The sequence below is a fragment of the Gardnerella sp. KA01001 genome, from assembly GCF_049244025.1.
Taxonomy (GTDB): domain Bacteria; phylum Actinomycetota; class Actinomycetes; order Actinomycetales; family Bifidobacteriaceae; genus Bifidobacterium; species Bifidobacterium swidsinskii.
Genome location: NZ_CP058366.1, coordinates 267,732 through 293,087, shown reverse-complemented (window position 1 = coordinate 293,087; position 25,356 = coordinate 267,732). Strand labels below are relative to the sequence as shown.

Genomic DNA, 25,356 nt, shown 5'->3' with positions numbered 1-25,356 from the left:
AGGTGGTTGTTATGCGGAAAGTAACAGCAGTTTCAAAGCAATCTGATAATAAAAATGCCAATAATGGCAGTGAAGGTAAGTGCACGCACTCATTGCTGCCAATAGTATTTATTAGCGCAATTAGAATGTGGGTTCGCGAATGGCGTCGCTTCTGTGTTCTTGCGGTTATTGCAATGCTTGGCGTTGCTGTTATGACTGGTATTTATGCAGGCTGCAACGACATGTTTCTCGCTACTAACGATATGTATGCGAAATTGCATGCTTATGATTTGCAAATCGTATCTACTCTTGGTTTAACTAAAGACGATGTTGCAGCATTACGCGCGTTGCCAAGTGTGAGCGAAGTTGAAGCAGAGCGTTCTTGGAAAGCAACAGCGCACGCAACAGATGATGCAAAGTCTTCATACGCAATGAATTTCGTGCATTATGTAGAATCGCAAAAAAATCTTAATCGTTTGCATTTGCTTAAGGGCAATATGCCTAAAAATAATAGTGAAGCTGTTGTAACTCAGCGATTTTTACACGATAGTGGCTTGAGCATTGGCAATGTGATAGTAGTCAACATGCAGCAAAATGTGGGCGTTGGAAATCTTGATTCTTCTAATTCAAAGTCTAAAACTTATCGTTTGCGCATAACTGGTAGCGTGCTAGATAGTAACGATTTAAACAATCCTGATGGCTATCAATCTAAAGCATTTCGCAACTCTGTGACGTCTAGATATCCAATATTTACTTCTGCTGCTCCTGATAACGTGACCGGCTTGCCGTATACAGCAATATCGGTACGTTTGAATGATACTCAACATGTCAATGTTTTTTCTAAAGATTATCGGGGCATTGTCGACGATGCATCTGAACAGATTCAAAAACGCGTGCAATCTAAGCGAGAAACAGCTCGACGTAATCAAATTATCGACAAACAAGTTAACTCAGAAGTAAAAAACATTATTGCAAACGATCCTAGGCTTCAGCGCGCTCCAAATTTTGTTAAAGAGCAGGCAAAAAAGCAAATTCGTAAACAAATTAAGTCAGAGATTCAAAAACGTGTTCCTCAAGCTCAATGGCATATATCTACTCGTATAGCTAACGATAGTTATGCGAGTTTGCGTTCTGACGTTGCTTCAATACAGTCACTTGGATACGCTTTCCCGGCAGTATTTCTGGTTGTAGCAATGATGATGAGTTTAACTGCTATGGCTCGTATGGTTGAAGAAGAGCGAGGGCTTATTGGCACATACTTAAGTTTGGGATACGGTCGTTCTACTGCAGTAACAAGACATGCTTTCTTCGCAATATTTGCGTGCTTTGTTGGCGGCGGAATTGGCGATATTATGGGTTTTCTTGCAATCCCTTCACTTTTACTAAAAATCTTGCGTGGTTTATACGCCGTTCCAGACGTTAGGTTGAAGTATGACTGGCTATATGGCTCTTTGTGTGTGCTAGCATTTGTGATTCCTGTTGCAATATGCACAATCGTTGTTAGTTGGCGAGAAACAAAGCAAGTTCCTGCAGCTTTGTTAAGACCAAAAGCTCCAAAAGCTGGTTCTCGCGTTCTTCTTGAAAGGTTGCCTTGGATTTGGAAGCGAATGAGTTTCTTAAATAAGGTTACTGTTCGCAATTTGGCGCGATTCAAAGGCAGATTGTGCATGACTATTGGTGGAGTTGCCGGTTGCACAGCGCTTATTGTTTGCGGTCTTGCTTTGAACGATACTGTTGCGACCTTGGGTATTCGCCAATACGAGGGAATTTATCGATACGATATGATTTCTATCTCGGCTCCAGGATCTTTCCAAAATATGAAGAAAAGCGTTGAGCGAGACAAGTCAAATAATAAAGTAGAAACTATACTTCCAGCTTATGTGGGCTCTGGAGAAATAGCTAAAAATCAATCAAATAAGTCGCATAGTCGTCATGTTGAGGATGCTGAAAGCGTGCAGTTGATTGTTGTAAAAGACACAAAAGCTTTGTCTTATCTTGTAAATTTGCAGGATGTGGGCAATAATTTGCAAGCTATTAAACTTACGGATGAAGGTCCGTTGCTTTCTCAAAGTGCTGCTGCATCTCTGGACATTACTCGTGGTAGTGAAATTAATGTGACGAATACTAGTTTTAAACGTGCGAAAGTTAAAGTTAAAGCTATTGTTCGTAATCTTATTGGTTCTAATATTTACATGACTGAACGTTGCTACGAACGCTTATTTAATGGAGAAAACAGTAAGCTTTTGAAACATAATGCGTTAATTTTGCGTTTGCGAGGTAGCGATAATAATAAAATTAAATATGCCGACAAGGTTTCTGAACGTGACGGTGTGCTTGCTGTTATGAATATTACGCGTATGAAGCATGCTTTTAGTTTTGATCTTATGAATGCTGTTGTTGCTTTAATCGTAACTTTGGCTGCTGGCTTAGCTTTAGCTGTGCTTTTTACTCTTGCAAGTACTAATATTTCGGAACGTACTCGCGAAATGGCTACGCTAAAAGTTCTTGGTTTTTATCGTAGAGAAGTTCATTCCTATGTGCATAAAGAAATGCTTACTTTAACTGTTATCGGCATTGCAGTTGGATTGCCATTAGGAAGGCTTATTGCAGGATTGTTGACTAGCGCGCTTCGTATGCCGTCTTTGTATTTTGAAGTTGAAGTAGCTCCTTTAAGCTATTGCATTGCTGGCGTTGCAACACTAATTTTTGCGTTAATTGTGCAATGGGCTACCAACCCAGCTTTGGATCGCATAGATCCAGTAAGCTCACTTAAAAGTGTGGAATAGTTGCGCGAATTGTGGAATGCGTAATGAATAGTTAAGGGTTCCTATAAAATTAGAAATTCGTGGCTATTAAGGAACGGAGTTGTAATAATGAGTGAGACTGTGAATAGTGACATTAATGTAGGTTCTAAACAAACAGAATCTGCAGAGACGCACAATAGCACATCTTCTCATAATCAATCTTCAAACCAATCTTCTCGCGTATCTGCGCAAGAAAATGCAAGTAGCAATACAAACCAAATGGAGCGTAGTCTTACCAAGCGTCATGTGCAATTTATTGCTATTGGCGGCACAATTGGAACAGGTTTGTTCCTTGGTTCTGGAAAATCAATTAGCTTAACAGGTCCGAGTATTGTATTCGTTTACATTATTGTGGGCTTGATCATGTTCCTGCTGATGCGTGGCATTGGTGAGCTAATGTACAAGGATCCAAACCAGCATACTTTTATTAGTTTTATTACGCGTTATCTTGGCAGAGGTTGGGGTAATTTTGCTGGATGGTCGTATTGGTTTGTGCTTGTACTTATTGGTATGAGCGAAATTACGGCAGTTAGTACGTATTGTGTCACATTCTTCCAAACTTTCGATATTGACGTAAGTCATTGGAAATGGCTGATAGAAGTAGTATTTTTAGCGGCTTTAGTGTGCATAAATTTGGTAGCTGTAAAGCTATTTGGGGAAACTGAGTTTTGGTTCTCAATGATTAAAATTACGCTAATTGTTGCTCTTATTGTCACAGCCGTAGTTATGGCTTTAATTGGTTACCATTACTCTGCAACTCCTTTGCATGGTGGTGTAATGAGTCCTGCTGGTCACGCTGGATTAGATAATATTTTCAACAATTTCTCGCTTATGCCAAATGGCTGGCTTTCCTTCTTAATGAGCTTCCAAATGGTGTTTTACGCGTACCAGCTTATTGAGTTTGTTGGTGTGACTGTTTCGGAAACTAAGAATCCTCGCCAGGTTTTGCCAAAGGCTGTTAACGAGATTATTGTACGCGTTCTGGTTTTCTATGTTGGTGCTCTCATAGCGATTATGCTTATTGTGCCGTGGCAACAGTTTAGGGCTACGAATGCGGAAGGCGTATTTATGTCACCATTCATTATGGTGTTCCAATACGCGGGATTGCATTGGGCTTCTGCGCTTGTGTTCTTTGTGGTTATTACAGCTGCTTCTTCTGCGCTTAATTCTTTGCTGTATTCTGCTGGTCGCCACATGTATCAAATCGCGCTTGAGTCACCTTCGCCTCTTTTGGGTAAGTTGCGTAAGGTTTCACGCACGAAGGTTCCTGCTCGCGCGATTTTGTTCTCGTCTGCTTTGATTCTTCTTTCACCAATTATTAATTCGATCCCTGGTATTCATGGTGCGTTTATTTTGTTTGCTTCGGCTTCTTCGGCAGTGATAATCATGATTTATATTTTGATTATGGTTACGCATCGTAAATACCGTGAATCTGCTGATTTTATGCCAGATGGCTTCGTTATGCCGCATTATAAGCTTTTGAATTCTCTTACTATAGCGTTCTTTGCTTTTGTGTATGTGACTTTGTTTATTAGCGACGATACGCGAGCTTCTGCAATTGGCGGACTAGTGTGGCTCGTATTGTTCGGCGGATACTGCGCCTTACATCAACATTGGCAGAATCGCGATTTAGCTGAAGCTTTGGGGAAGTAAGGTACTTCTTTACTTGATTTCTGTTATGCTTGCTGTGTGCGAATTATTGTTGCAGATTGCAGTGCAGAGTATACAGGTAGGTTAAATGCCACGCTTCCTTTAGCTAAGCGAGTGTTGCTTATTAAAGCAGATGGCAGCGTACTTATTTTTTCTGAGCTTGGTGCGTATAAACCTCTTAATTGGATGGTAGCTCCTTGTAGTATGCGTGTTTTACGTAAAGAAGATAGCGGCGAATCCGATGCTGGCGTTGTTGTAGATGGCTGTATTTTGCGTGTTGCTGCCGCTAAAAGCGATGATTTGCTTATGGTTTCGCTCGAGCATGTTTATAGCGATAATACTTACGATTTGGGTGAGGATCCTGGCTTAATTAAAGATGGTGTTGAGGATCATTTGCAACGTTACTTGGCTGAGCAGATTGAACGAATCGGCGATGGTGCAACGTTGGTGCGCCGTGAGTATCCTACGGCTATCGGCCCAGTGGATATTATGGCTCAGGACGCGGATGGTGTACATGTCGCTATTGAGATTAAGCGGCATGGCGGTATCGACGGCGTTGAGCAACTTACGCGTTATTGTGAGTTGCTGAATAGAGATCCGTTACTTAAGCCGGTTAGAGGTATTTTTGCTGCGCAAACTATTAGTCCGCAAGCTCGCGTTTTGGCTGAGGATCGTGGATTTACTTGCTTAATATTGGATTACGATGAAATGCGTGGAGTCGAGTCCAACGATCTTCGTCTGTTCTAAATATGTGTTCTAAATATGTAAAAACCCCTCGGGAAGGAGGGGTTTATTATTTATGAATCGCTAGTTAATTTTGCAACAGTTTGCAAAATTACAAATCTCACGAAGCATAGAGAATATCGACTACAAAGTACAGCGTGGCATTTGCAGGAATAGTTACGTTTCCGCGCGCGTCCTTCTTTTCTTCTTTACCATAGCCATCTTCTGGTGGGATTACCAAAAGAACTTGGGAGCCAACTTTCTTTCCAGTTAAGCCTTTAGTCCAACCAGGGATTACTCCTCCAGCAAGTTGGAAGTCTGCAGGTATGCCACGAAGCCAAGAAGAATCAAATTGATGCAATTTACCGTCTTTATCAGTAGTCCAGCCAGTGTAATGAGCAGAAACTGTGTCTTTTGCAGTTACTTTTTTGCCGGTTCCTTCAATCAAAGTCTGAGAAACAAGCTTTCCGTCTGGAACGTAGTTATTTTTATCTAAGGTTGGTGCTCCAGATTTATCAAGAGTTACCTTCGGCAAATTTGCGGGAATATTCGTAACAGCCTTGCCCGTTGCTCTAGTTATAGCCTTTGATCGCGAAACCATTGTAAGAACCATAACATATGAAGGATTTTTATATCCTTCACTTACGCCAAAAGCAATAGTTGTATTAATTTTCTTGCCTTTAATCAAAGCGTAATATGGGCGGCTTGTAGAATTTTTATTAATGTAAATCGAGCAATCAGCTTTGCCTTTTTCCCAAGTATTCATAAGCTCTTTGCCGGTTTTGGAGTCGAACACAATGCCCTGAGAGCATACGCGATCGCCTTCTTTAATTGTTTCTCCGTTGCCTCGTTGCAAAACAGCATAAGTATTTTGCTTTACTTTTACAGGCGTTTTCAGTGTTATTTTAGGCTTTTTCCCAAGTGCTCCAGATGCGCTTACGCCTTCCAGCAACTGCATTCCAGCTTTTTGAGCGTTCTCATCAGTTAAATTGTTTTTGTTGTTGGAACTTTCTCCGCATGAAGCGAGTACTACACACATTGCCACTGCACTAATAGTTGCAAAAGTGCGAAGCAAAAAGGATTTTTGTTCTAATGTTTTGATTTTTTTCATAGCCTCACATTACCGCTTGACACTGATTTTTACATCAAAACATGCAAGTAATATTAAAAGACTGTAGAATGGTATCGTTATGACAAATATAGAAGATGCTTCTGATATAGAAGGACGACCAATGCGACGACCAATGCGACGGCTCACTTTGCGCAGTAAAATCATGCGCGGCGTTGTAGCTCCATTTTTTGCTTTGCTTGCAGTATTAAGCGTTGTTCTTGGAGTTGCTAACGCAACATTTTGGAAGCCTAGCAACGTTGTTATTGCGTACGCTAACGTATCTGGAACTCGTTATATTGTCACTGATCCTGGTGTTTTGAATCTTGTAGATAACAGGGTTCGTATTAGTGTTGCTGCTTTGCATACGCGTAAGCCTATTTGTGTTGCTGTAGGTTTAACGAAAGACGTAAGAGGCTGGGTGGCAGGTTCTCCAGTACAAAGAATTACTGGTTTGCGTGATTGGAATAATCTTTCAGTTTCTGAAGTGTCTGGTAAAACCTCTGTGCAAGCCGGTGACTCTGTGGACATTAAGGATCCTGACGTAAAATTCCAAGAATCTAATTTATGGCCTATAGTTACATGCCAGCTTGGTTTAGCGAAATTGGCAATAAATACTGCAGATTATGTTCAATCTTCTGGTTCTGCGTCGTATGATCATGCTGTTGCAAGCGGCACAATGCCTAAATCGGGCACTCGCGCTAGTAAGTCAAATAGTCATGATGCGTCTTCTTCTTCACTGCGCTCGCAGGCTGCTAGACGTGTTTTGCTAATTGATTTGGGGGATAATGTGCCGGAAGCTTCCGTAGAATTGCGGTGGCGTCGTAATCAAATTCCAGATTTTGCAACGCCTTTATATTTTGTAGGAGTGCTTTTTGCAGTATTAGCTATACTTTCTGCAACTATTTTTGCAATGGCTCCGCATCGTCGTCGTAATAAGCAATTAATAGCTAGCCGTTCAGGAGTGTTGGCAGTAAAGTCTGCACAGCGTGACGAAGTCACCTTTGCTGAGGCGATTTCTGGAACCATGTCTGGTATTTTTGGTCACAAACGACACAAGAAGGATTCTGGAAGCCACGCAAGGCATGGAGATCATGCGCGTCGTCGCAAAGATTCAATGCAAAGCGGCGACTCAAATGGTATGCAAACTCGAATTGCGTCTGCTTCTACAGCGGTTGCATCTACTGATTCTTTGGCTGAAACTACTGTTATTGCGCAAGATGAAATGCTTGCGTTTGCCACGCGCTTTATGCAGCAACATGACGATAATTCTTATTTAGATGATTTAGACAATGCTGATGATGAATTTAATGATTTGCACAATCAGGATGCTGCGGCAAACGGAGAAGATTTAGCAAATGCGGAAGATATAGGAAATGCGAAATATTCTGGAAATTCAGCAGAATCAGCAAATTCAGAAAATAAGCAATATAAGCGGAATTCTCAGAATATTAAGACTCCGCGAAATAAGAAAAAATCTTACGCAAGCGCGTCGGATGGCAATAGTCTGAACGATTATAAGAATAAGCGTCAGCAGCAAAATAAGTATGCACAGCAGAATAACAAGAGGCGTAATCGTCAGAACGATAGAAATAATGCTAATAATTCTGAAAAGTTTGCAAAGAAACGTTTAGAAACGGTCAAGCCTTCAGATAGTAATAGCAAGATTTCACATGAATCTAGTAAGAAAAAGCTTAATGAGCACGAAAACTATCGCAACTCAGAATCAAACAAACGTCAAAATTCGTCTAAAAATAGCAACGATAAGCAGTCTCGCATAAAACGAAATGGGTTTAGAGGAGACGGCGGTAACGGTCGCTACAGAAAAAATGGGAAAGGCTACCGCGGTAATTCTTCAAGTGAGCGAGGAAATGAGTAAAATGCGTAATAGTAATGTCGATATTCACCGAGTAAAAAGTAAAAATAGAGGCGTATTGCGCAACAACGTAGTCACATTAATAGCATGTGTTGTATCAACGGTTATGGTAACCGGATTATCTGCTTGCGATGGGCAGGTGCCGAAACCTGCTGAAGCGCGTAGTAATCAAGAGTTACCTAATGTGACTATGCTGCAAGAAAAAGATATCCGCTTGGGGTTGCTTCGCACTCTAGAAAAGGCAAACGACGAAAAAGATGTGGATTCATTATCTCAAGCAGTTTCTGGACCTGCTCTCGATATTCGTACGAGCGAGCTTACGATTGCAAACAAAACTGGAAACTTAGATCCTAAGGCCACTATTCCGCGTGAAGCCGCGCAAACTATTGTGCCAACTAATTCTGGTTGGCCAAGAGATTTAATGACTATTACAACTACTACTAAAGATCAGCAGTCAAAACGTTTGCTGGTTTTACGTCAACAGAGAGCGCGTTCGAATTATAAACTTTGGGCTGTTGCGCGCTTATTCCCTGGAGTGCATCTTCCTAAATTTGCTGTGCCAAGTATTGGTTCTTCAATGGGTAAATCTAACGATACTGGTTTGGTGATGACTCCAGATGAAGCGGTAGCTGCGTACGCTGACGTTTTACAAAATGGTGAAAACAGCAAGTACGCAAAGCATTTTGCTGACGATTATTTGCGTAAAAAGTTAGTTGAACTTTCTAAAGCAGTGCAAGCTGGAATGGAGCGAAATAAAGGCTCTCAAGAACAAGTCTTTACACCAAATCTCAAACAAATAAGCATTATGCGTTCAAGCGATGGAAGTGATTTGGTTGTTGCGCGCATAGATTCTGTGTGGACTCGTAAAGCTGGTGAAGGGCGTGAATCTCGTCCTGCTTCTGATGAAGAAAAAGCATTATTTGGCGACGGTAAAGCAAAAGGTACTATGCGAGTAACTTACGTAAATGTTATTGCTCTAGTAGTTCCTCCAGCTAGTTCTCATATGAAGATTATTCCTGTTGGTGCTGAGCGTCAGCCTATTAAGGTAGAAGCTTTATAAATTTGTAAGTGCAATGTAGTGTGCTTGGAAAAGAGGAAAAATGGTGAGTAGCAAAGCGCAAGGCATGAATCCTGGCGGATTTTCGCTTGCTGGGGCTGTAGATTTAGAAGGCGTAAAGCGTCGCGTAGAAGCTCAAGCTAAGCAAGCTGCTAAAGCTGCATCGGGTTCTACTGGTTCTTCTGCTCCAAAAGCTGGCGGCTATGTAATCGATGTTAATGAGCAGTCTTTTCAGGCGATGGTGCAAACGTCTGTAAGTTTCCCAATTGTTATTTTGCTTTGGCAAGCTAATGACGAGGCCTATTATGATGTGGCGCAGAAATTAGCGGATGCTGTTAACGCGCTTGACGGTCGTATGCAGTTAGCTCGTATCGATTCTGATGAAAGCCCAAGTATTGCTCAAGCATTGCAAGCGCAGCAGCTTCCTGCAATTTACGGTTTAATTGGCGGACGCCCTATGCCTATTGCGCAAGGTTTACCTAGCGATGAGGAATTACAGCAGATTTGTGGCACTATTTTGCCGCAATTGGTTCAGGTTGCTGAACGCTCTGGTGTTGCTGGAACTGCTCCTTTTGTGGAATCCTCGGTTGAGAAAAAGTCTGAAACGTCTAAAGACTCAGATCAAGATAGTTCCGAGAATAATTCTGTTGAGAGTGTTCCGCCTGCTCATGAGCAAGCTCATTCGCTTGCTATGAAGGGTGATTATGAAGGTGCTGCACGTGAGTATGCAAAAGTAATGGAAGCGGATCCTCATGATGTGCTCGCATCGCGTGAACATGCAAAAGCTTTGTTGCTTTCGCGTAATACTAATACTGATGTTGCTGCGGTTAGAAAGGCTGCTGGCGATAATAAGGATGATTTAGATTCGCAGCTTGCAGTAGCAGATGTAGATATGATTGACGGTCATATTGATGACGCTTTTGGGCGACTGCTTGACTTCCTTGCATCTGGTCATAAGAGCGATGCGGATGCTATTCGTTCTCGTATGCTTGAGTATTTTGCCATACTTCCTGCAGATGATGAGCGTCTTGCGCGTGCTCGTCGCCGTCTTGCAATTCTTCTTTACTGATTATTGCGCGATGACGCATTTTTGACGACTTATGTAGTATTAAACAAAAAAGCCAAGAACCACAACAATCGTGAGAAATTTGTGTGGTTCTTGGCTTTAGTAGCGGGGCATGGATTTGAACCATGGACCTCTGGGTTTCCTAACTAATCTCTTACAAAGCCACAAATTTTAATATCTTTCCTTTCCTAAAAATTAAGATAGCTCAGAGCAATACCTCTGAGCTATCGAATAAGCCTTTTCATCAAGAAACAATGCGGAGTCTTTTGATGAAAGTACTTAATATTTTAACCAACCCAGATGATAACGTCAACGATCTTGTAACGTTTAATGCTCCTTCCGCAGCTCTCCAGTTTGACGAGGAAAAACGGGAAGAGATTCGCTCTCTTAATCCTGATGCTCAAATGAATTGGGCACATACTACTACGCAACAGTTGCGCGAAAAACTTGTCACAACGATTGATAGCGTAGAGCTTGCTAACAATAATGTTGCAGACTTCTGCATTGCATTAAATACGGCGCTTTCTGGTGAAGCATGGGCTATTCTTGGAATAAGGCGGGCTCTAGTTGGGAGACATAGTCTTTATCGAGTGTCCAGTTGTGGATGAAGCGTAGGTCGCACGAGTTTTCGTATGTGTTTTCAAGCTCGCTTATGGGGTGGATGGTGTATCCGGTTTTTTGCGCGTCTTGCTCATCTTGTGTGTTTTCGCAGATGTAGATTTTGTGGCATCCGTCGTATGCGAAGCTTGTGCCGGTGACTGGCTTGCTGTTAATTTTCATTCTTGTTTTCCTTTCTACTTGTATATGATTTTTCTTATGGTTTGGTTTTATATAAAAACCCTGGTGTGATTATTTTTCGTTCGTGTTGTTGAACACTGGAAGGGACAAAAACGGAATGCGCTGGAGCCAACCCCTTGCGGGCCCTAGCTTCGCGCGTGTCCGTAACGCGAGTGGAGGACGCGGGGAAGTTGGCGGAAGTGACCCGTTTTTTAGAGTGGGAAGTGTCAAGAACACGTCATAAAAAGCAAAAAATGAGAGTACACCGCAGGTGTTCCATGCGATGATAATGGGTCTGCCGCCATGATAGTGGTGGCAGATTCTTTGTTCTGCTGGTGGCGGCTGGTTCACACATCTTTGTGTGAACTTATGGAAGCATAGTAGCCACCCTTCTCGCGTGGTAATAGCGCGGCTTGCTCCTGGGGGTAATGCCCTAAAATTTATGGAATTTTGTTCAGGGCATGCCCTAGGGGTAAGACGCGCCCCGCGCGGGGGGGTGGCTGCGATAAGCCACCAGGGGCTGGCAGAAAAAGTTGCGCTTCTTTTTCTGCCAGCAAACCCTCTGCTTACTTCTGGCACCAGTGGGGTGTGATGTGGTGAAGGAGCGCTGTAGTAGTGATGCGTGCAAGCCAGTACTTCTCGTCTATCGTGAGTGCTTTCTGGGCTGTGATACGAGCGTTTGTCGTGTCATTTTTCAGCCAATACAAGTATGACAGTGTGCCATAGACTGTGACAGTTTCCCTCTGACTTAATCCTTTAAGTTCCAGCATGGTGGTCAGCAGTGCTATTGCACGATGGATGCGCCGTGTGTCGAGGGTGAAATTGTCATCTCTAAAAACCAGGTCGAGGCTTGAACGCACATAGTGGACAGTTTTCTCAGCGAATGGGTGCTCAACGTTATCGAGGAAGTCTTGCATGGTGCAGCCATGGAAACTATCAATAAGGAACATGTCACGCACGATGAGGAGACTGCTTAATGCTTGGATACCGTAGCGTAGTGTGTTCTCGTCCAATCCTTTCGTGGTAAAGCCTGCTAGGTAGTTGTGGAATGCTACGAGAGCTTCTACCTCTCCTATTAGGAGTGTGACCGTGTGGTCGCTGTTGATGGTAACCATTTTTTTTATCCTTTCCTTGTGTGTTGGTAGTTCCAGGGCAGGCACACCCGTAAACCCACAAGAACACTCCCAGTCCTTGTGCGACGCTCCAGGCTCGACTCCGGTCAGCCCGTGGAACATGTTGTGGAATGGGCTGGCAGGGGTGAGCTTGTTGGGTGGCGTGACAAGGCTGGCGTGTGGTCTTTGGACTGGGTGTGCTAGCCTCTGGGCTACCAACACGAGAAAGTGGGGGCGGCGACCGGTGGCAGCATTCTTGCTGCGCCACAACAGTACAGTCTCCACGAGTGAAACTCGTGGAGACAATAGCCGCCCAGACTTTTTAGTGGATCCGGGTATGGTGCTGATATTTCTTTTAATTCTCATGATGTTAGTCAAAAGAATTTACAGACGGGACATCAGTTATAAATATCCTAGATATAGATGTTGGTGCTATTTGCTCACGGCACAAATGAACACTCTATGACAGATAAAGTATGGTTCACTCGGTTAACTTAGATGTCTGAATTGAAAGCGTTCTAATTTAAAAATAAGCTGCGCTGTGAAACTTCTGTAGTGAACTTTCACAGCGCAGCTTGTAGTTGTGCTCGTATTTACAATATTTATTGCATCTTATTCTGCTTTAATTGAACGCAATCGCTTATCGAATATGCAGATAAGCACCAGTATAAAGTGGATAAGAGCAGCTATGACAATTATTCCTGACTCTGCATGTAGAGATGGAATGGTCATGTGGGAATAAGCGTAATCCCATAGCGGATAGCTTACTGCTCCTATAGCGGCAACAACTGAGATGAATACAGACATTACCTGTCCAACGAGATTATCATCTACTACATGAATAAATACTGTTTGGAATGGTGGATTTACTACTCCTTGGAAGAAAGCAAAAAGGAAACCAAACACGGCTGCTGCTATAGCGTTAGGCGCTAATGCCAGTCCTATTATAGAAAGAGTCACTAGTATATGTGAAAGAGTGAGTAGCATAGAGAAGGACATTTTGCTGGACACTTTTGGCGCGATGAGATAGCTGAGGGCATACCCAAGTGACATTGCGCTTAAATACCAGCCATATCCTTCTGCACTATGTAGAACCATTGAGAATAAGAGGACTCCAGCAAAGCTTATGCCAGTAGATGCGATAGCTTCGAGTATTGCAAATGGAGCTAAAGTCCTGTACGTTTGGTTTTTTACAAATGTTGCCATTCCCCTAGCCCAAGTTGCCAAAAAGCCTTGAGAATATTCTGGATTTTCATCTGCGACGTCTGAAGTATAAATTCCGGTTCTAACTGCATGCTTGTAAATAAAATAAATAAAAATTATTATTCCTGCTAATGCGATAGTTTCTGTAAATAGAATTGGAATGTATAAATATTTACTACTCGCAAAACCTGCAACTGCTGGTCCTACTAATGTACCCATGAGGCTTGTAAAGCGAAGAAGTGAAAGAACATTAATAAGATCATCATTTTTTGTTACACGATTAACAAAGGAAGTAATAGCAGGAAAATAGAAAGTATCACATGCTGTCGTAACCATTACAAGTATACAAACACACCAAAATAGGAGCAACTTGTTAGCAGATGGGGTTGAGAAGGATACCGATACAATTGCGATAATACATAATCCCGCAATCATTCTTGCTAAGCATGCAGCAACTGTTGTCCTGAAAATTCCTACATGCTCAGCTAGTGCTCCTGAGAAAAGGCCTGCTACTAATTCACTTATTGCAGTGAGGGTGAGGTAAAGCGATAAATAATGGCTTGACTGCTGAAAACCGATAAAAAGTGAGTTCAATAGCCATAATTGAATAGTAGTTGAGGCTAGTGTAGTTGCATAGTTAGAAAGAAAATCACTAGCTGCTAAACGCAGATATCCGCGGTAAGGTTTAAATAGATTCGTCAAGGTTTGCTCGTTTCGCGAAATTACATTGCCAAATTATTGCTTGAGAGATGCTATCGGCACTAGTAGTGAAGTATGTTGTAAAGTCGTCGTTATCCCAAATCTGTTGCTGTAGGTTCTTGTCATCACGCACTGTGCTAAAGAGTTGAATAATCTGCTCGACGCAAGATAATGTTTTCTTTATATAGAAGTATTATTGTGCGAAATCGACTTCTACTTGCTCTCCAGGGATAGTCGTATGTATTTCTTGGAATGTCCGTAGCAAATCAATTGTTTTAATAAGCGATATTTTACATGTCTCGAAATATTCTTGTATTGAATGGATGGTGGATGTTTTCGCTGTGTTTGTACTGACGATAGTGGCTTCAAGTGCAGCATTTGCTTTGAAAAAATATTCTGTTGCTTCAAATAGAGAAGCGCAATATGCTGCACTTGATTTCACATACTCATCAAACATTTCTTCGTACGAAGTCATGTTCATTATTAACCTTTGGTGTGAATATGTGCGGATAAATTATGCCTAAATCATATGAGGATATGGTCGAGGTCGTGGGTTGATTCCGCCGCGCTTGCTATTCTTGTTCATCTTTGCCTCCTTTCATAAGAACAATGCTGTATCTTATTTGCATATTCATCTATGAAGATACAAATAATCCTAATACAGGATTCGCATTCTTTCCAAGTGTGTCTCTTATTGTGGAATAATTTTATATAAAAATTAGTAGTACATTATTAGACCTTAACTATTTACCAGTCTCAGCTCGTAGTACGTGTTTTCTGATATCCCTACTGTTTGGCAGAGTCCGGCTATTCGTATGTCAGGATTCTTTCTGTGGAATTGGTGGATAAGGTGTAACGCTTGGCTTCAATCAAAACCCTCAACTCTGCTCGCCATCTGGTCGAGGAATATGCTGACTTGCTTGTGTACTTGTTCTGGCATGCCGGACTGTGTGTAGTCGGTGTTTTCCCGCCTGTTGATGCAGCGTTCAATCCTTTTGCTCCCGATGAGGGTGGACGGCATTCCAGCCTGTGCAAAAAATAACAGACGGTCTGACACCGTTATCGTATTGCTGGACAGCGTCTTTGTGGAATTGGCTTGTGTAGTAGATTCGTGTGGCTGTCGCGTGTTTGATAGCTGGAAGACTGTTGAGATAAGCACGTTGACTAGGGGTAAAGGCTGTGTCTTTTCTACTCATGAGTATGAACCGTTACGTGTGAAAGATTAATAAGAAATCAATAGAGGAAGAAGAAAATATAGAGTGAGGGGCCACACCATTGCACGGAGATAGTCCCGTGTGCATGTGCGACCCCTCGCCAGTTAATACTAAGCGTGTTTACGGGTTAATGCTTACGAGCATTTTCCTTGTTACGCTTAGTGATCATGATGCTTGCTCCTGCGCCCAGGGCTGCAAGAGCAGCGATAGCGATAGACACGACCGCGCTACCAGTCTGAGCCAATGGTGCAGCAGTAACACCGTTCCAATCATCAGAATCTTCGACTGGAGTGTCATAGCACACACCCGTATTACCACCATTACCATTATCTCCACCGTTTGGGTCGAATGGGTGATCGTTATGGGATGCGCATGGCACGATAGGTGTACCAGTCGTGTGACCACGGTCGGTATGATTCATCGTGTTCATACCAGTCAACGTGCCCTTGACTTCTACGTATTCGCCAGGCTTTAATACCAGGTTAGACCAGTTTGCTGGATACTCCAGATTAGTTACCGTACCGGAGCCTGCGATAGTCTTATCATCTAACGTGATCTTGGTCAGGTTGACTTTACCGGTGTTGATGATACGGAACACAATCTTGGTGCCGTTCTTGGTAGACTTCAAGGCTTCGCTTGGTGTGTTACGGTCTCCCGCTTCAAGACCAGATGCTGCGTCGTACTTGATGAGTTTAATAGCAGGGGTCTGGTCTGGGGTCTTGGTCCACACCATATTGGATTCGCGTTCAACATCATTCATGGTTTCCACGAACGTGTTTTCTACGCGATCGCTTACGCCCAAACGGGTCATTTGCACGTACGCTGTCCAGGACAAGTCACTATCCATAGCAGATGCAATATCAAGGAACTGTTGTGTTGCCTCTACAGTAAACGCACCATTAGCCTCGGTGAAAGTGAAATATCCGGCATCAACACCGCTACCGTCGATACGGCTACCCTTGGAGATCACAGTGCCGTCAGCGAGCTTAATGTCGTTGTTGACATAGACTGCCCACTGGCCGGTTAGCTTGTCAAACTTTTCATCATAATCATCCACGATGCGCCAATTCTTGATCTGCTTGTAGGCACGGTTACCAGCGATCTTGGAGCTATCGAGACGATACAAGAACTGATGATCCTTATAAATACTCTTACCATTCGCACTTTCGCCATTAACCTTAACAGTCACATCCTTCTTCGGGTTAATAACCTTTAACGGGTTAGTTACCGTGTTCGTTACATCCTTGCGATCGTTTGTAATCTGGGTGGCAGTGTTCTTCACTACATACCCGTCCTTGACCTGCTTGACTGTCATAGGAAGCACGATGGTGTAATCCTGACCAAGGAGAGACTGGTCGATTGCAGGATCCTTTGTCACATCCAATACCTTGCCAGCGTAGGCCTTTAAATCTGTTGGTTGTGGATCCCCTGGAAGAATATCTCCGAGATACTCCGTGTCTACGGTCTTAGCGAACACGTAGACGACACCATCCTTAACCTGGATATTGAACTTGTTGGTGACGTCCTTACCGGCTGCGTCTAGGATTTCGATATTCTTGTCATTGAGCTGCAAGTACTCATCATCATAGTCATCGATCATGCCGAGACGGTGAACCTTATACGCAGTGTCCTTCAACGTGGCTGCGCTTAAAGTGAGACGGTAGTAAATATCGTCTCCTACGTATGCGGTCTTGCCATCAATATTGATACCAGTCTTGGTTTCATCCTTCTTTTCAGGCTTTGGCTCTACCGGCTTATTCGATACCACGTTAGACGAGGTCAAACTATTGTTGAGTTTCAAACCCCACTGATTATCCACACTATGGTCTGTTGGAGCGTTCTTGGATACCGTGCCTTCGAAACGAACCTGGAAACGATGCTTAGATCCCGCGGTCATATTCGCTGTCACGTAATCCTTGTTGAGTTCGATAGTAAACTCATGCTTCTCGGTATCTGCAGTAAGCGTGTAGTTCTTCTTACTGATGGTGCGACCGGTTTCAAGGTCACGCAGCTCGATAGTCTGCTTGTCAAGCTCAAGATACTGGTCATACGTGTCAGTGAATGCAACAGACTCGATAGCATAACTCAGGTTGTTTGGAATGGTTGGTTCGCTAGTGAGTTCGTATTCCAGCTTCTGTCCTGGCATGACACTCTTACCATTAATATCGTCCTGGTCACCACCCTGAGAGGCCTCAGATATGACTGCCTTTGCTACTGGTGGAACGTAACCACACACGTATGGTTCGTTCGTAGTCTTTGTCTTGCCCGCGGCAGACTCTGAGCCTTTATTCTTCAAACCATGAGAATTGAGGGCTGCGCCTGTGGTTGGATCAGCACAAAACTCGACTTCATCCGTAGCTTTTTTGCCTGTGTCAGCGCGTACCTGGGCTGCACCCTTACCATTTGCATAATTCGCCTTGCCTCCGATAAGCAGCGTGTATTGCATAGGGGTAGCAAGACTACGTGCAGCAGCAAGAGCTTGACTGGTCATGGTAGCAGTAATGGTCGTGCCAGCCTGTTGGATAGTGAACTGGCTTGTCACGTCAGTACCCTTAGTGATGATGTCATCGACTGAGGAGACGGTAGTTGATGCCTCAGGGATTGGAGCAGCATACACATGCACATCACTCATATCTGGATCCCACAAATAGTCAGCAGCCGTGTAATCATCAGACAGGGTGAATGTGTCGAGGCTATCTCCCAGGTTCTCGCCCAAGCTACCGTTAACCACAGAGCCGAGCTTGTCACCATCAAGGATGGTTTGGGTGTCTGCACCGGTGGTGTTGGTATGCTTCGCATCAATAACGGTTGCCCATTTGCCGTTAGAGTATTTTACCCAGGACTTATCAGGGGTAAAGTCCCACAGTTTAGGCTGGTCTTTTGCAAGAACGATAACAATCAAATCAGTATTTGGCGTACTCATACCCTGAGCAGCGAATGAAGCGAGTGTATTAGCTGAATCAATATCATCAAACACTGTGTATTCGCTACCGCCGTGATTATATTTTCTGGTACCGTTCTGTGTTTCGTTGTTCCATGCTGATAACCATTGAGCGCCAGTTGCTTGCGCGCTAGAAGTATTGTTATATTCCGGTTTTGTGATTCCTGGTCCTGCTGTTGTTGCGGTGAAGCCTACACCCCAGATGCGGCAGTCTGCCGAACCAGTGCCACCTCGCGCAGTATACTCTGTTTCACAATCACCGCGAGCCTTGGATAATGCAGCGTTAATTTGCGCTCTAGCTGCTGCTTCGCGGGTAGCAGAGCTACCGATGGCTACACCTTCTGATTGGATAGCGCGCACCACTGCTTCATTATCTGATGCGGAACCTAGGTTATCATCGGTAACCCAGAATGTATTCGATTTATATGTGCCAGATCCGCCAGTGTTTCCACCTGTCCATCCGGCACCGCCAGCGGCAAATGCGGATCCTGTCAACATTGTTGATGCGACAACGATACCAGCAAGAGCGCGATGTGAACCTTGTCGGATCTTGTCTCTCATACTTTTATGCTTAGCGAAAAGCGACATAAAAGTCTCCCTTTTTCAAATTGCTTATTATGAAATGCGAAACCAAAAAGTTTCACATTCAGTAATGAGAAAATGAAAAAATTTTATTTTATATCAATAAAAATTTGGTATTGATAAAAATGGTTGGTTTTAGAAGTCGTCTAAAACCAACCACTATGTAAAGGGAAAATGAGTAAAGATGGAAACTATTTGCTATTAGTTACATCACCGTCACCATCTGGTGTTCCATCGGTATTCCATCCAGTGCCACAGCGATAGATATATCGACATTGATTAGGTGTTCTATGTAATTCATTATATGCTTTCCCGTCAGCAAGGTATTTATCCCAGTCGACCGCACCCGAATTCTTATTCTGTGCTGGCGCACTATAAGAAGACCCACCACGAGTACTTGAACGAGGAGCTCCCGAGCTAGTACGAGCCGCAGACTGGGAACGAGCCTGCGGAGCTGCTTGCGCCGCAGCCGCTGCGGCAGCGTCTGCCTGCTGCTTCGCTTGTATACTTGCGTTTACACTGTCGATTGCGCCTTGGACTGGCTCAAGAGCCTTAGTCAAAGACTCGACGGTTGCTTTCTTATCATTCAACGCTGCGGTAAGCGTGTTTATCTGGTTTTGCAGGTTATCACGAGTAGCATTATCAGCCACTTGACCGTCTGATGAGGAGAGCAGATTATTCATCTCATCAAGCTTCGCCTTCACCATATTCTTAGCATTTTCAAGATCCTTCACATTCTTCGACTTTGTGACCTGAACGACTGAGTTTTTCAGAGCCTTAGTGGTCTTATTAAGCTGTGCTGTAGTCTTATCAAGACTAGACATGGTCGCGTTGAAAGCCTGAGTGTAGGAGATAGCACAATTCAAAGACTGCGCCTTACTTACCTTTTTACTCTTAGCATGCTGGGCTGTGAATGTGGTGTAGGTTTTAGCGTTTGCAACCTGCTCCACACTAGTCACAGTCTTAGCAGTTTCATCAGCATCCTGGCGTGTCTTCTCGTACTGTGCCCACGCTTTGGCGTACGCACTGTTTGCCTGGATGCACGCTTGAGTCTTGGAATCTCTTAAAGACTTCACACCCAGCATACTCGCAACCAGCAAAGCTATAACTACAACAACCGCAGTAGCAATGATGATAAGCTTACGCTTCTTCTTGCTCCCTGGCTTCTGGTCACCGCGACCAGAAATAGCATCTAGTCTCGTAATCTCGGTTTCTTGTTTAATAATCTGATTTTTATCCATATTAGCCATAATTATCCTTCGTCTTTCTATCTATGTTTTTACTATACGTAAATATTCAGGTGAAAGATATATACATACTTAGTGTCGTTCTAATTTTTCTTTCCTAATCTCGATAACTTTTGCTTTATACATAGTAGTGAGAATACGATTGGCAACTTTTTGATATAAAGTCAATATGCTCGTGTGCTCCCCTCATATTGTCTTGTTTTAGAGGCGAACAGCTTCTGTAATGGCACTGCTATCAGGGAATGTGAGACTGATATATATTTGAGTGGTTTCTACACTAGCGTGGCCAAGGAGTTTAGATACTAAGAGAAGGTCGTGTGTACTTTCATATGCCTTAGTGTCATATCGATGTCTGAGACTATGTGTGGAGTATCCGTTACCAAGAAGCTGAGAGATGTGATGCGCAATATAGGATGCTTCGACGTGACCGGTCCATCTGCCAGGAAACATGTATCCATGCTTGTTGGCGATGATTTGTGCGAGATCTGGCGCGATGGGGACAGTGCGTTCTTTGCGTCCTTTACCGTGTACAAGAAGCTGGGGATGAGTATTAAGCATCATAATATCGGATGAAGATACTTGTGCTATCTCACTACGTCGTAATCCACATTCTGCCCCGAGCCTGAGCATGGCTTCATACTCCTTGTTACCTCTAACTCGGGCTAAAGCACCACGAATGATGTAATCAGGACATGGATGAGGTATTGCGTATTCTTTACGAATTTTAGGTAACTTTACTGTTGGATTGACATCAATAATTTCTTCTTCAATCATGTATGAGTAAAACGAGCGTATTGTTGAAGAATAACCTTTGCGCGTTTCTCGTTTCCAGTCTTGGTGTGCAAAAAGCTCAACAAGTTGTTGTCCTGTAATATCTTCTGGTGGCTGATTAAGTAGGCGTGCAAGCCGACTGATTTTGTAGTAGCGGCATCTAATCGTATCTTCTGTATATCCACTTGCTTCAAGATATTCCAGCCAATGTGTAACATATGTTTCCCAACTATTAGGGAGTAGTTTTCTTTTGATTTTTAACATAAAAACATAGACTAGAATACGTAGAGAAAAGATTTTACGTATTGTTTCGTTACACGGTTTCAAGTCCGTTTTTTTTTACAAATACATAATATGTGATATACTATATATGTAACTAACCGATAGGATGAAAAGGCTAGTTGGTTTTAGGAAAGAAAGATGAATGATAATGGATTTGACATTGAATCAGATTGTGACAATGAATATTCGTATGCTTTTGGCGGGTCAAAGACGTACGCAAAATGAATTGGCGGAAGTATTAGATATGACACGACCGTCGGTCAATATGAGATTAAATGAAGCCACTCCATGGCGTGTTCCGGAAATAGAAAAGGCCGCAGAATTCTTAAAAGTAGAACCTACGACCTTATTCGTAGCGGGGCATGGATTTGAACCATGGACCTCTGGGTTATGAGCCCAGCGAGCTACCGAGCTGCTCCACCCCGCGTCGGCTACTTTTAGCAGCTCTATCTACGATAGGTGCAAATTTAAATTTGTCAACTTTCGGGCGTGTCTCGCTGTATTTGGTTAGAATTTTACGATTCGTGCACATGAGTGACATAGGCACAATAAACATAAACAAGTGTGGAGTATAATAAACACATGCCTATTAAGATTCCTGAAGGATTGCCAGCGCGAAGCATATTAGATGCTGAGCGAATTTTTGCATTGGAACGCCCAGAAGCAGAACAGCAGGATGTTCGACCACTTCGTTTGTTGATTTTGAATCTTATGCCCAAAAAAATCGAGACAGAAACTCAGCTTTTGAGACTCATCTCTAAATCTCCTTTGCAAGTCGACGTCGATTTTATGAAAACTTCTACGCATGTATCAACGCATGTTAGCGCTGATCATTTAGTAAAATTCTATGAAAATCTTGACGCACTTCGTAACAACTATTACGACGGATTTGTTGTGACGGGCGCTCCTGTTGAGCATATGGAATTTGAAGATGTCGACTACTGGCACGAATTTACGCAAATTCTTGACTGGGCATCAACACACGTTTTCTCAACAATGTATTTGTGCTGGGGTGCAATGGGTGCGCTTTACTATCGATATGGCGTAAAAAAGCATGTTCTCAGCAAAAAAGTTTTTGGTGTGTTCCCGCAATATTTGCAGGATGAGTACTGTTTTCTTACAAATGGTTTTGATGAAATCGCTTTACAACCGCATTCTAGAATAGCGAGTGTTGATGTTGACAGCATTTCTGCAGATCAGCGTTTACAAATTCTTACGTATGGTCCCGAATCTGGCCCAGGCTTAGTCGCTACGCGTGATTTTTCTGAAGTTTTTGCGCTTGGACACTGGGAATACAGCAAAATGACTCTTGCGCAAGAATATGAGCGTGACATGTTAAAAGGTTTGAGCAACGTGCCATTCCCTTACAACTATTTCCCTTATGACGATCCAAAATTAGAGCCACTATTTTCTTGGCGTGCACACGCGAATTTGCTTTGGCGCAACTGGCTTAACTGGGTGTACGAAACTACGCCTTACAATCTTTCTGATATTCCACATTTAAGAACTGCTGGAAAGCTTGGAACTGAACGTTCTATAAGACATGAGCCGGCTTCTCCGCGTTCTGATAACTTTTGTCCATTTGACGGTATTAAGTACGGTATGAGCAAATAAATTTTGAAGTTGCGTAATTTATGTACAAGCGAAGAGTACAATCAGCAGTTAGATGTATTTTTCGTTTCGTGCCCCGCGCCTTACGAAATATGAAACATATGATCTAGTTTGATATATATGCCGCGAGAATGAATGAATTGAGTATGTGAGTGAGCGGCACTGAATTGAGGCGTGTGAACGAATTGCTATAAGGAGGCACTTATGGATGTAATGGTTGATGTTTTACAGAAGACCACAACTGTAGCTTCTACTGTAGCTTCGAATAAACCAGAGCTACCTAATATTAGTGAGTTTTTGCCTCCAGAAATTTTGTTCCAAGGCACTCCATTTGCCATGAATCGCATTATTTTGGTGCGCTTACTTATGGCAGTAGTAGTAATGATTATTTTTGGAATTGGTGCTATGCGAGCAAAGGTGGTTCCTGGCAGATTCCAAAGCGTGCTTGAAATTTTGATGGATTTTGTGCGCTACAACATTGTTTACGAAATGATTGGCGAGGAACGCGGCAAGCGCTATGTGCCAATGATGTCCACATTATTCCTCACTATTTTCTTCTTTAATCTTTGTTCTGTGATTCCAGGATTAAATATGGCTGCAACCGCAACCATTGCTTGTCCGTTGGTATTTGCTTTGTGGGTTGTTTGCCAATATCTTATTGCTGGCATTCGCGAAAAAGGTTTTTTGCGATTCTTCCGCGAAGCATTGTTCCCAGCGGGTGTGCCATGGCCGATTTACTTTATTCTTTCGCCATTGCAGCTCATAGAATTAATAATTGTGCGACCACTTTCGCTTACAATTCGTTTGTTTGCGAATATGATTGCTGGCCATTTGCTGGTGGCCACTTGTTTAGTATTCACCAATTTCTTCGTGGTGGATTCCAGCAATAAACTCCTTGCCTTAGGCGGTGCTTTGTGGCTGCTTGGTGGCATTCTGTTTACCCTATTCGAAATTATGGTAGCTGGCTTGCAGGCATTTATTTTTACAGTGCTTGCTTCAGTCTACATTTCGGAAAGTTATCCGGAAGAGGAAGAAAAGTCTGCTGTTGTAGCTGCTTAATAAAAGTAGTTTAGATTTTCAGATTTTACATATCTTACGGGTTTATACTGGTTACTGTTTCAACAGAAAGGAAACCAATGAATAGTATCATCGCTCTTGCAGGTTTGACCGGCAACCTGAGCATTCTTGGCTTTGCTGTAGCAACTATTTCCCCTGCACTCGGCATGGCAATAGTAGTGTCTAAGGCTATGGAATCTACTGCACGTCAACCAGAGGTTGGCAACCGCATTCAGCTGTTTATGTTCGTCGGCTTGGCATTTATTGAGGTTTTGGGCTTGCTTGGCTTCGTTTCCTACATTATGGGAGCCTGAACAAAACTTACAATGCACAACACGAATAGTGTTGAAAGAATAGAAAGGACAAGCCATGGCATATGCAGCCGGAAGTAATAAGTTGGCGTTGTTCTTGCCTGAGCCTTATGACGTACTGTGGTCATTAGTAGTTTTGGTAGTTCTTGCAGCGTTTTTCTACAAGTTTGTTATGCCTAAATTCCAGGCAATTCTCGACGAGCGTGCAGAAAAAATTGAAGGCGGAATGGCTAAGGCTGCTAATGTGCAGCGTGAAGCAGACGAGTTGAAGAGCCAGATTGAAAACGAACTTTCTCAAGCTCAAACTGATGCTGCAAAGACTCGTGAAGAGGCTCGATCGGAAGCTTCAAAAATTATTGGCGAAGCTAGACAACGTGCTGAAAAGGATGCTGCGAAGATTATCAGTGAAGCGCAGCATTCCATTGAGGCTCAGCATAAGCATGCCATGTCCAGCCTCCAAGGAGAGGTGTCGGTTCTTGCAGCAGCTTTAGCTGGCAAGATTCTTGCATCCAAATTGGATGACGATACCGTCAGCTCCAAGATTATTGATCATGTGATCGATGAAGTTGGAGACACTAAAAATTCGGATCAAAGCAAGTAAAGTAATGTACAAAACTGAATGATCGCAAAATAAAATTACGGTTATTTCATTTTGTATTATTTGCATTACTTCGTTTTTTACAGAAACGAGGAGGTAAGAATGCCAGAAAAGGCATCGCGAGTAAACGATAGTTTGTCGCGTTCTTCGCTTGCTCAGGCCATCTCAGATGCGCACGATGAAGCGCAGCGCATTTCAGACGAGCTTTCGTCAATGATGGACATGATTGATAAGTATCCTGAGCTTTCTGATGCGATTACTGATCCGAATAGGTCTTCGGAAGATAAGTCTCGCCTTATTGACGAGCTTATTGGAGGTAAGGCGCACCCTGTTGTATTGCGCATTATGCATTATCTAGTAGGAACTTGGCACGGAGGTGCCGAAAGCGGTAAAACCGGTAGCTTCGGTGGTGCTTGGTCAGGATTTGAGCGTGAAGCTGGCGAAACATTGGTTACAGTCACTACTGCTCAGCCGCTTACAGATAAGCAAATTAAGCGTTTGATTGAAATCTACAGCAATAAGTTGGGTCATCGTGCATACATTAACCCAATTGTGGATCCAAACGTACTTGGTGGTATGCGTATACAAATCGGTGATCAAATAACCGATCGCACCATGTTGATGCAGCTTAAGCAGTTGCAGCGTTCTGCGCGAAATGGTGCTTGGACACAGGCAGTGAAGTAGTAAAT

The 25,356-nt window shown here is 43.1% G+C and carries 21 protein-coding genes and 1 tRNA gene; 14 read left to right on the top strand and 8 right to left on the bottom strand.

Annotated elements, in window-relative coordinates; genetic code table 11:
• Positions 1 to 11: 11 nt before the first annotated feature.
• From HXT59_RS01355 to nucS, 3 genes are all read left to right on the top strand, one after another.
• Entirely contained in the window at positions 12 to 2,765 is a 2,754-nt protein-coding gene (locus tag HXT59_RS01355; protein ID WP_421783954.1) for an FtsX-like permease family protein, read from the top strand.
• Between the two features lie 237 nt (positions 2,766 to 3,002).
• On the top strand, positions 3,003 to 4,436 hold the full coding sequence (locus HXT59_RS01350; protein ID WP_100066729.1) for an amino acid permease: 1,434 nt from the start codon (positions 3,003 to 3,005) through the stop codon (positions 4,434 to 4,436).
• Positions 4,437 to 4,472: 36 nt separating this feature from the next.
• Complete coding sequence (gene nucS / locus HXT59_RS01345; protein WP_064621458.1) at positions 4,473 to 5,180, top strand: endonuclease NucS; 708 nt, start codon at positions 4,473 to 4,475, stop codon at positions 5,178 to 5,180.
• A 97-nt stretch (positions 5,181 to 5,277) separates the two neighbouring features.
• Here nucS and HXT59_RS01340 read toward each other — a convergent pair whose 3' ends face one another.
• A complete protein-coding gene (locus tag HXT59_RS01340; RefSeq protein WP_004109977.1) occupies positions 5,278 to 6,267 on the bottom strand; it encodes an FKBP-type peptidyl-prolyl cis-trans isomerase in 990 nt (329 codons plus the stop codon).
• 79 nt (positions 6,268 to 6,346) lie between these two features.
• Here HXT59_RS01340 and HXT59_RS01335 point away from each other — a divergent pair, with 79 nt between their 5' ends.
• From HXT59_RS01335 to HXT59_RS01320, 4 genes are all read left to right on the top strand, one after another.
• Complete coding sequence (locus HXT59_RS01335; protein WP_064621457.1) at positions 6,347 to 8,143, top strand: hypothetical protein; 1,797 nt, start codon at positions 6,347 to 6,349, stop codon at positions 8,141 to 8,143.
• Positions 8,136 to 9,200 carry a hypothetical protein gene (locus HXT59_RS01330; RefSeq protein WP_004109972.1) on the top strand — a complete coding sequence of 355 codons (1,065 nt, stop codon included), beginning with the start codon at positions 8,136 to 8,138 and terminating at the stop codon, positions 9,198 to 9,200. Before HXT59_RS01335 ends, HXT59_RS01330 begins: the two co-directional genes overlap by 8 nt.
• 40 nt (positions 9,201 to 9,240) lie before the next feature.
• Positions 9,241 to 10,266, top strand: coding sequence for a tetratricopeptide repeat protein (locus HXT59_RS01325; protein WP_064621456.1), 1,026 nt, complete (start codon positions 9,241 to 9,243; stop codon positions 10,264 to 10,266).
• Positions 10,267 to 10,532: 266 nt separating this feature from the next.
• Positions 10,533 to 10,871, top strand: coding sequence for a hypothetical protein (locus tag HXT59_RS01320; RefSeq protein ID WP_004109968.1), 339 nt, complete (start codon positions 10,533 to 10,535; stop codon positions 10,869 to 10,871).
• A gap of 735 nt (positions 10,872 to 11,606) precedes the next feature.
• On the opposite strand, the gene HXT59_RS01315 is transcribed toward HXT59_RS01320, so the two are convergent.
• From HXT59_RS01315 to HXT59_RS01305, 3 genes are all read right to left on the bottom strand, one after another.
• A complete protein-coding gene (locus tag HXT59_RS01315) occupies positions 11,607 to 12,155 on the bottom strand; it encodes a hypothetical protein (protein ID WP_231130963.1) in 549 nt (182 codons plus the stop codon).
• A gap of 609 nt (positions 12,156 to 12,764) precedes the next feature.
• Positions 12,765 to 14,057, bottom strand: coding sequence for an MFS transporter (locus HXT59_RS01310; RefSeq protein ID WP_004109964.1), 1,293 nt, complete (start codon positions 14,055 to 14,057; stop codon positions 12,765 to 12,767).
• A 190-nt stretch (positions 14,058 to 14,247) separates the two neighbouring features.
• The gene (locus tag HXT59_RS01305; protein ID WP_421783952.1) at positions 14,248 to 14,529 is read right to left on the bottom strand and encodes a hypothetical protein; all 282 of its coding nucleotides are present in this window, start codon (positions 14,527 to 14,529) and stop codon (positions 14,248 to 14,250) included.
• A 384-nt stretch (positions 14,530 to 14,913) separates the two neighbouring features.
• Here HXT59_RS01305 and HXT59_RS01300 point away from each other — a divergent pair, with 384 nt between their 5' ends.
• Positions 14,914 to 15,096 carry a hypothetical protein gene (locus tag HXT59_RS01300; protein ID WP_421783950.1) on the top strand — a complete coding sequence of 61 codons (183 nt, stop codon included), beginning with the start codon at positions 14,914 to 14,916 and terminating at the stop codon, positions 15,094 to 15,096.
• A 299-nt stretch (positions 15,097 to 15,395) separates the two neighbouring features.
• On the opposite strand, the gene HXT59_RS01295 is transcribed toward HXT59_RS01300, so the two are convergent.
• The 3 genes from HXT59_RS01295 to HXT59_RS01285 all read right to left on the bottom strand — a co-directional run bounded on the left by HXT59_RS01295 (position 15,396) and on the right by HXT59_RS01285 (position 21,073).
• Entirely contained in the window at positions 15,396 to 18,797 is a 3,402-nt protein-coding gene (locus tag HXT59_RS01295) for an LPXTG cell wall anchor domain-containing protein (RefSeq protein WP_421783948.1), read from the bottom strand.
• Between the two features lie 185 nt (positions 18,798 to 18,982).
• On the bottom strand, positions 18,983 to 20,041 hold the full coding sequence (locus tag HXT59_RS01290; protein ID WP_004109958.1) for a hypothetical protein: 1,059 nt from the start codon (positions 20,039 to 20,041) through the stop codon (positions 18,983 to 18,985).
• Between the two features lie 198 nt (positions 20,042 to 20,239).
• Complete coding sequence (locus HXT59_RS01285) at positions 20,240 to 21,073, bottom strand: tyrosine-type recombinase/integrase (protein ID WP_033888551.1); 834 nt, start codon at positions 21,071 to 21,073, stop codon at positions 20,240 to 20,242.
• Positions 21,074 to 21,233: 160 nt separating this feature from the next.
• On the opposite strand from HXT59_RS01285, the gene HXT59_RS01280 reads away from it, so the two are divergent.
• Entirely contained in the window at positions 21,234 to 21,485 is a 252-nt protein-coding gene (locus tag HXT59_RS01280; protein WP_116285258.1) for a helix-turn-helix domain-containing protein, read from the top strand.
• Here HXT59_RS01280 and HXT59_RS01275 read toward each other — a convergent pair.
• Positions 21,445 to 21,518: transfer RNA gene (locus tag HXT59_RS01275), tRNA-Met, on the bottom strand. The genes HXT59_RS01280 and HXT59_RS01275 overlap by 41 nt on opposite strands.
• Positions 21,519 to 21,673: 155 nt before the next feature.
• Between HXT59_RS01275 and HXT59_RS01270 the strand changes: the two genes are divergently transcribed.
• The 5 genes from HXT59_RS01270 to HXT59_RS01250 all read left to right on the top strand — a co-directional run bounded on the left by HXT59_RS01270 (position 21,674) and on the right by HXT59_RS01250 (position 25,351).
• Positions 21,674 to 22,705: a homoserine O-succinyltransferase gene (locus HXT59_RS01270; RefSeq protein ID WP_421783946.1), complete on the top strand. Its 1,032-nt coding sequence runs from the start codon at positions 21,674 to 21,676 to the stop codon at positions 22,703 to 22,705.
• Between the two features lie 201 nt (positions 22,706 to 22,906).
• Positions 22,907 to 23,761 (top strand): F0F1 ATP synthase subunit A, encoded by an 855-nt coding sequence (gene atpB, locus HXT59_RS01265; protein WP_004109952.1) that lies wholly within the window; start codon positions 22,907 to 22,909, stop codon positions 23,759 to 23,761.
• Positions 23,762 to 23,838: 77 nt separating this feature from the next.
• Positions 23,839 to 24,072: an ATP synthase F0 subunit C gene (gene atpE / locus HXT59_RS01260; RefSeq protein ID WP_004109950.1), complete on the top strand. Its 234-nt coding sequence runs from the start codon at positions 23,839 to 23,841 to the stop codon at positions 24,070 to 24,072.
• A 55-nt stretch (positions 24,073 to 24,127) separates the two neighbouring features.
• Positions 24,128 to 24,670, top strand: a complete 543-nt coding sequence (locus HXT59_RS01255; RefSeq protein WP_004109948.1) for a F0F1 ATP synthase subunit B — start codon at positions 24,128 to 24,130, stop codon at positions 24,668 to 24,670.
• A gap of 99 nt (positions 24,671 to 24,769) precedes the next feature.
• Positions 24,770 to 25,351: a F0F1 ATP synthase subunit delta gene (locus tag HXT59_RS01250; protein ID WP_064621453.1), complete on the top strand. Its 582-nt coding sequence runs from the start codon at positions 24,770 to 24,772 to the stop codon at positions 25,349 to 25,351.
• Positions 25,352 to 25,356: the final 5 nt, after the last annotated feature.

Excerpts from the sequence above, each read along its gene's own strand:
- HXT59_RS01350 (WP_100066729.1), top strand. The coding sequence starts at position 3,003 with ATGGAGCGTAGTCTTACCAAGCGTCATGTGCAATTTATTGCTATTGGC.
- HXT59_RS01340 (WP_004109977.1), bottom strand. The coding sequence starts at position 6,267 with ATGAAAAAAATCAAAACATTAGAACAAAAATCCTTTTTGCTTCGCACT.
- HXT59_RS01295 (WP_421783948.1), bottom strand. The coding sequence starts at position 18,797 with ATGTCGCTTTTCGCTAAGCATAAAAGTATGAGAGACAAGATCCGACAA.
- HXT59_RS01325 (WP_064621456.1), top strand. The coding sequence starts at position 9,241 with ATGGTGAGTAGCAAAGCGCAAGGCATGAATCCTGGCGGATTTTCGCTT.
- HXT59_RS01285 (WP_033888551.1), bottom strand. The coding sequence starts at position 21,073 with ATGTTAAAAATCAAAAGAAAACTACTCCCTAATAGTTGGGAAACATAT.
- HXT59_RS01330 (WP_004109972.1), top strand. The coding sequence starts at position 8,136 with ATGAGTAAAATGCGTAATAGTAATGTCGATATTCACCGAGTAAAAAGT.
- HXT59_RS01270 (WP_421783946.1), top strand. The coding sequence starts at position 21,674 with ATGCCTATTAAGATTCCTGAAGGATTGCCAGCGCGAAGCATATTAGAT.
- HXT59_RS01335 (WP_064621457.1), top strand. The coding sequence starts at position 6,347 with ATGACAAATATAGAAGATGCTTCTGATATAGAAGGACGACCAATGCGA.
- HXT59_RS01355 (WP_421783954.1), top strand. The coding sequence starts at position 12 with ATGCGGAAAGTAACAGCAGTTTCAAAGCAATCTGATAATAAAAATGCC.
- HXT59_RS01290 (WP_004109958.1), bottom strand. The coding sequence starts at position 20,041 with ATGGCTAATATGGATAAAAATCAGATTATTAAACAAGAAACCGAGATT.
- HXT59_RS01315 (WP_231130963.1), bottom strand. The coding sequence starts at position 12,155 with ATGGTTACCATCAACAGCGACCACACGGTCACACTCCTAATAGGAGAG.
- atpB (WP_004109952.1), top strand. The coding sequence starts at position 22,907 with ATGGATGTAATGGTTGATGTTTTACAGAAGACCACAACTGTAGCTTCT.
- HXT59_RS01250 (WP_064621453.1), top strand. The coding sequence starts at position 24,770 with ATGCCAGAAAAGGCATCGCGAGTAAACGATAGTTTGTCGCGTTCTTCG.
- HXT59_RS01305 (WP_421783952.1), bottom strand. The coding sequence starts at position 14,529 with ATGACTTCGTACGAAGAAATGTTTGATGAGTATGTGAAATCAAGTGCA.
- HXT59_RS01280 (WP_116285258.1), top strand. The coding sequence starts at position 21,234 with ATGATAATGGATTTGACATTGAATCAGATTGTGACAATGAATATTCGT.
- atpE (WP_004109950.1), top strand. The coding sequence starts at position 23,839 with ATGAATAGTATCATCGCTCTTGCAGGTTTGACCGGCAACCTGAGCATT.
- HXT59_RS01320 (WP_004109968.1), top strand. The coding sequence starts at position 10,533 with ATGAAAGTACTTAATATTTTAACCAACCCAGATGATAACGTCAACGAT.
- HXT59_RS01255 (WP_004109948.1), top strand. The coding sequence starts at position 24,128 with ATGGCATATGCAGCCGGAAGTAATAAGTTGGCGTTGTTCTTGCCTGAG.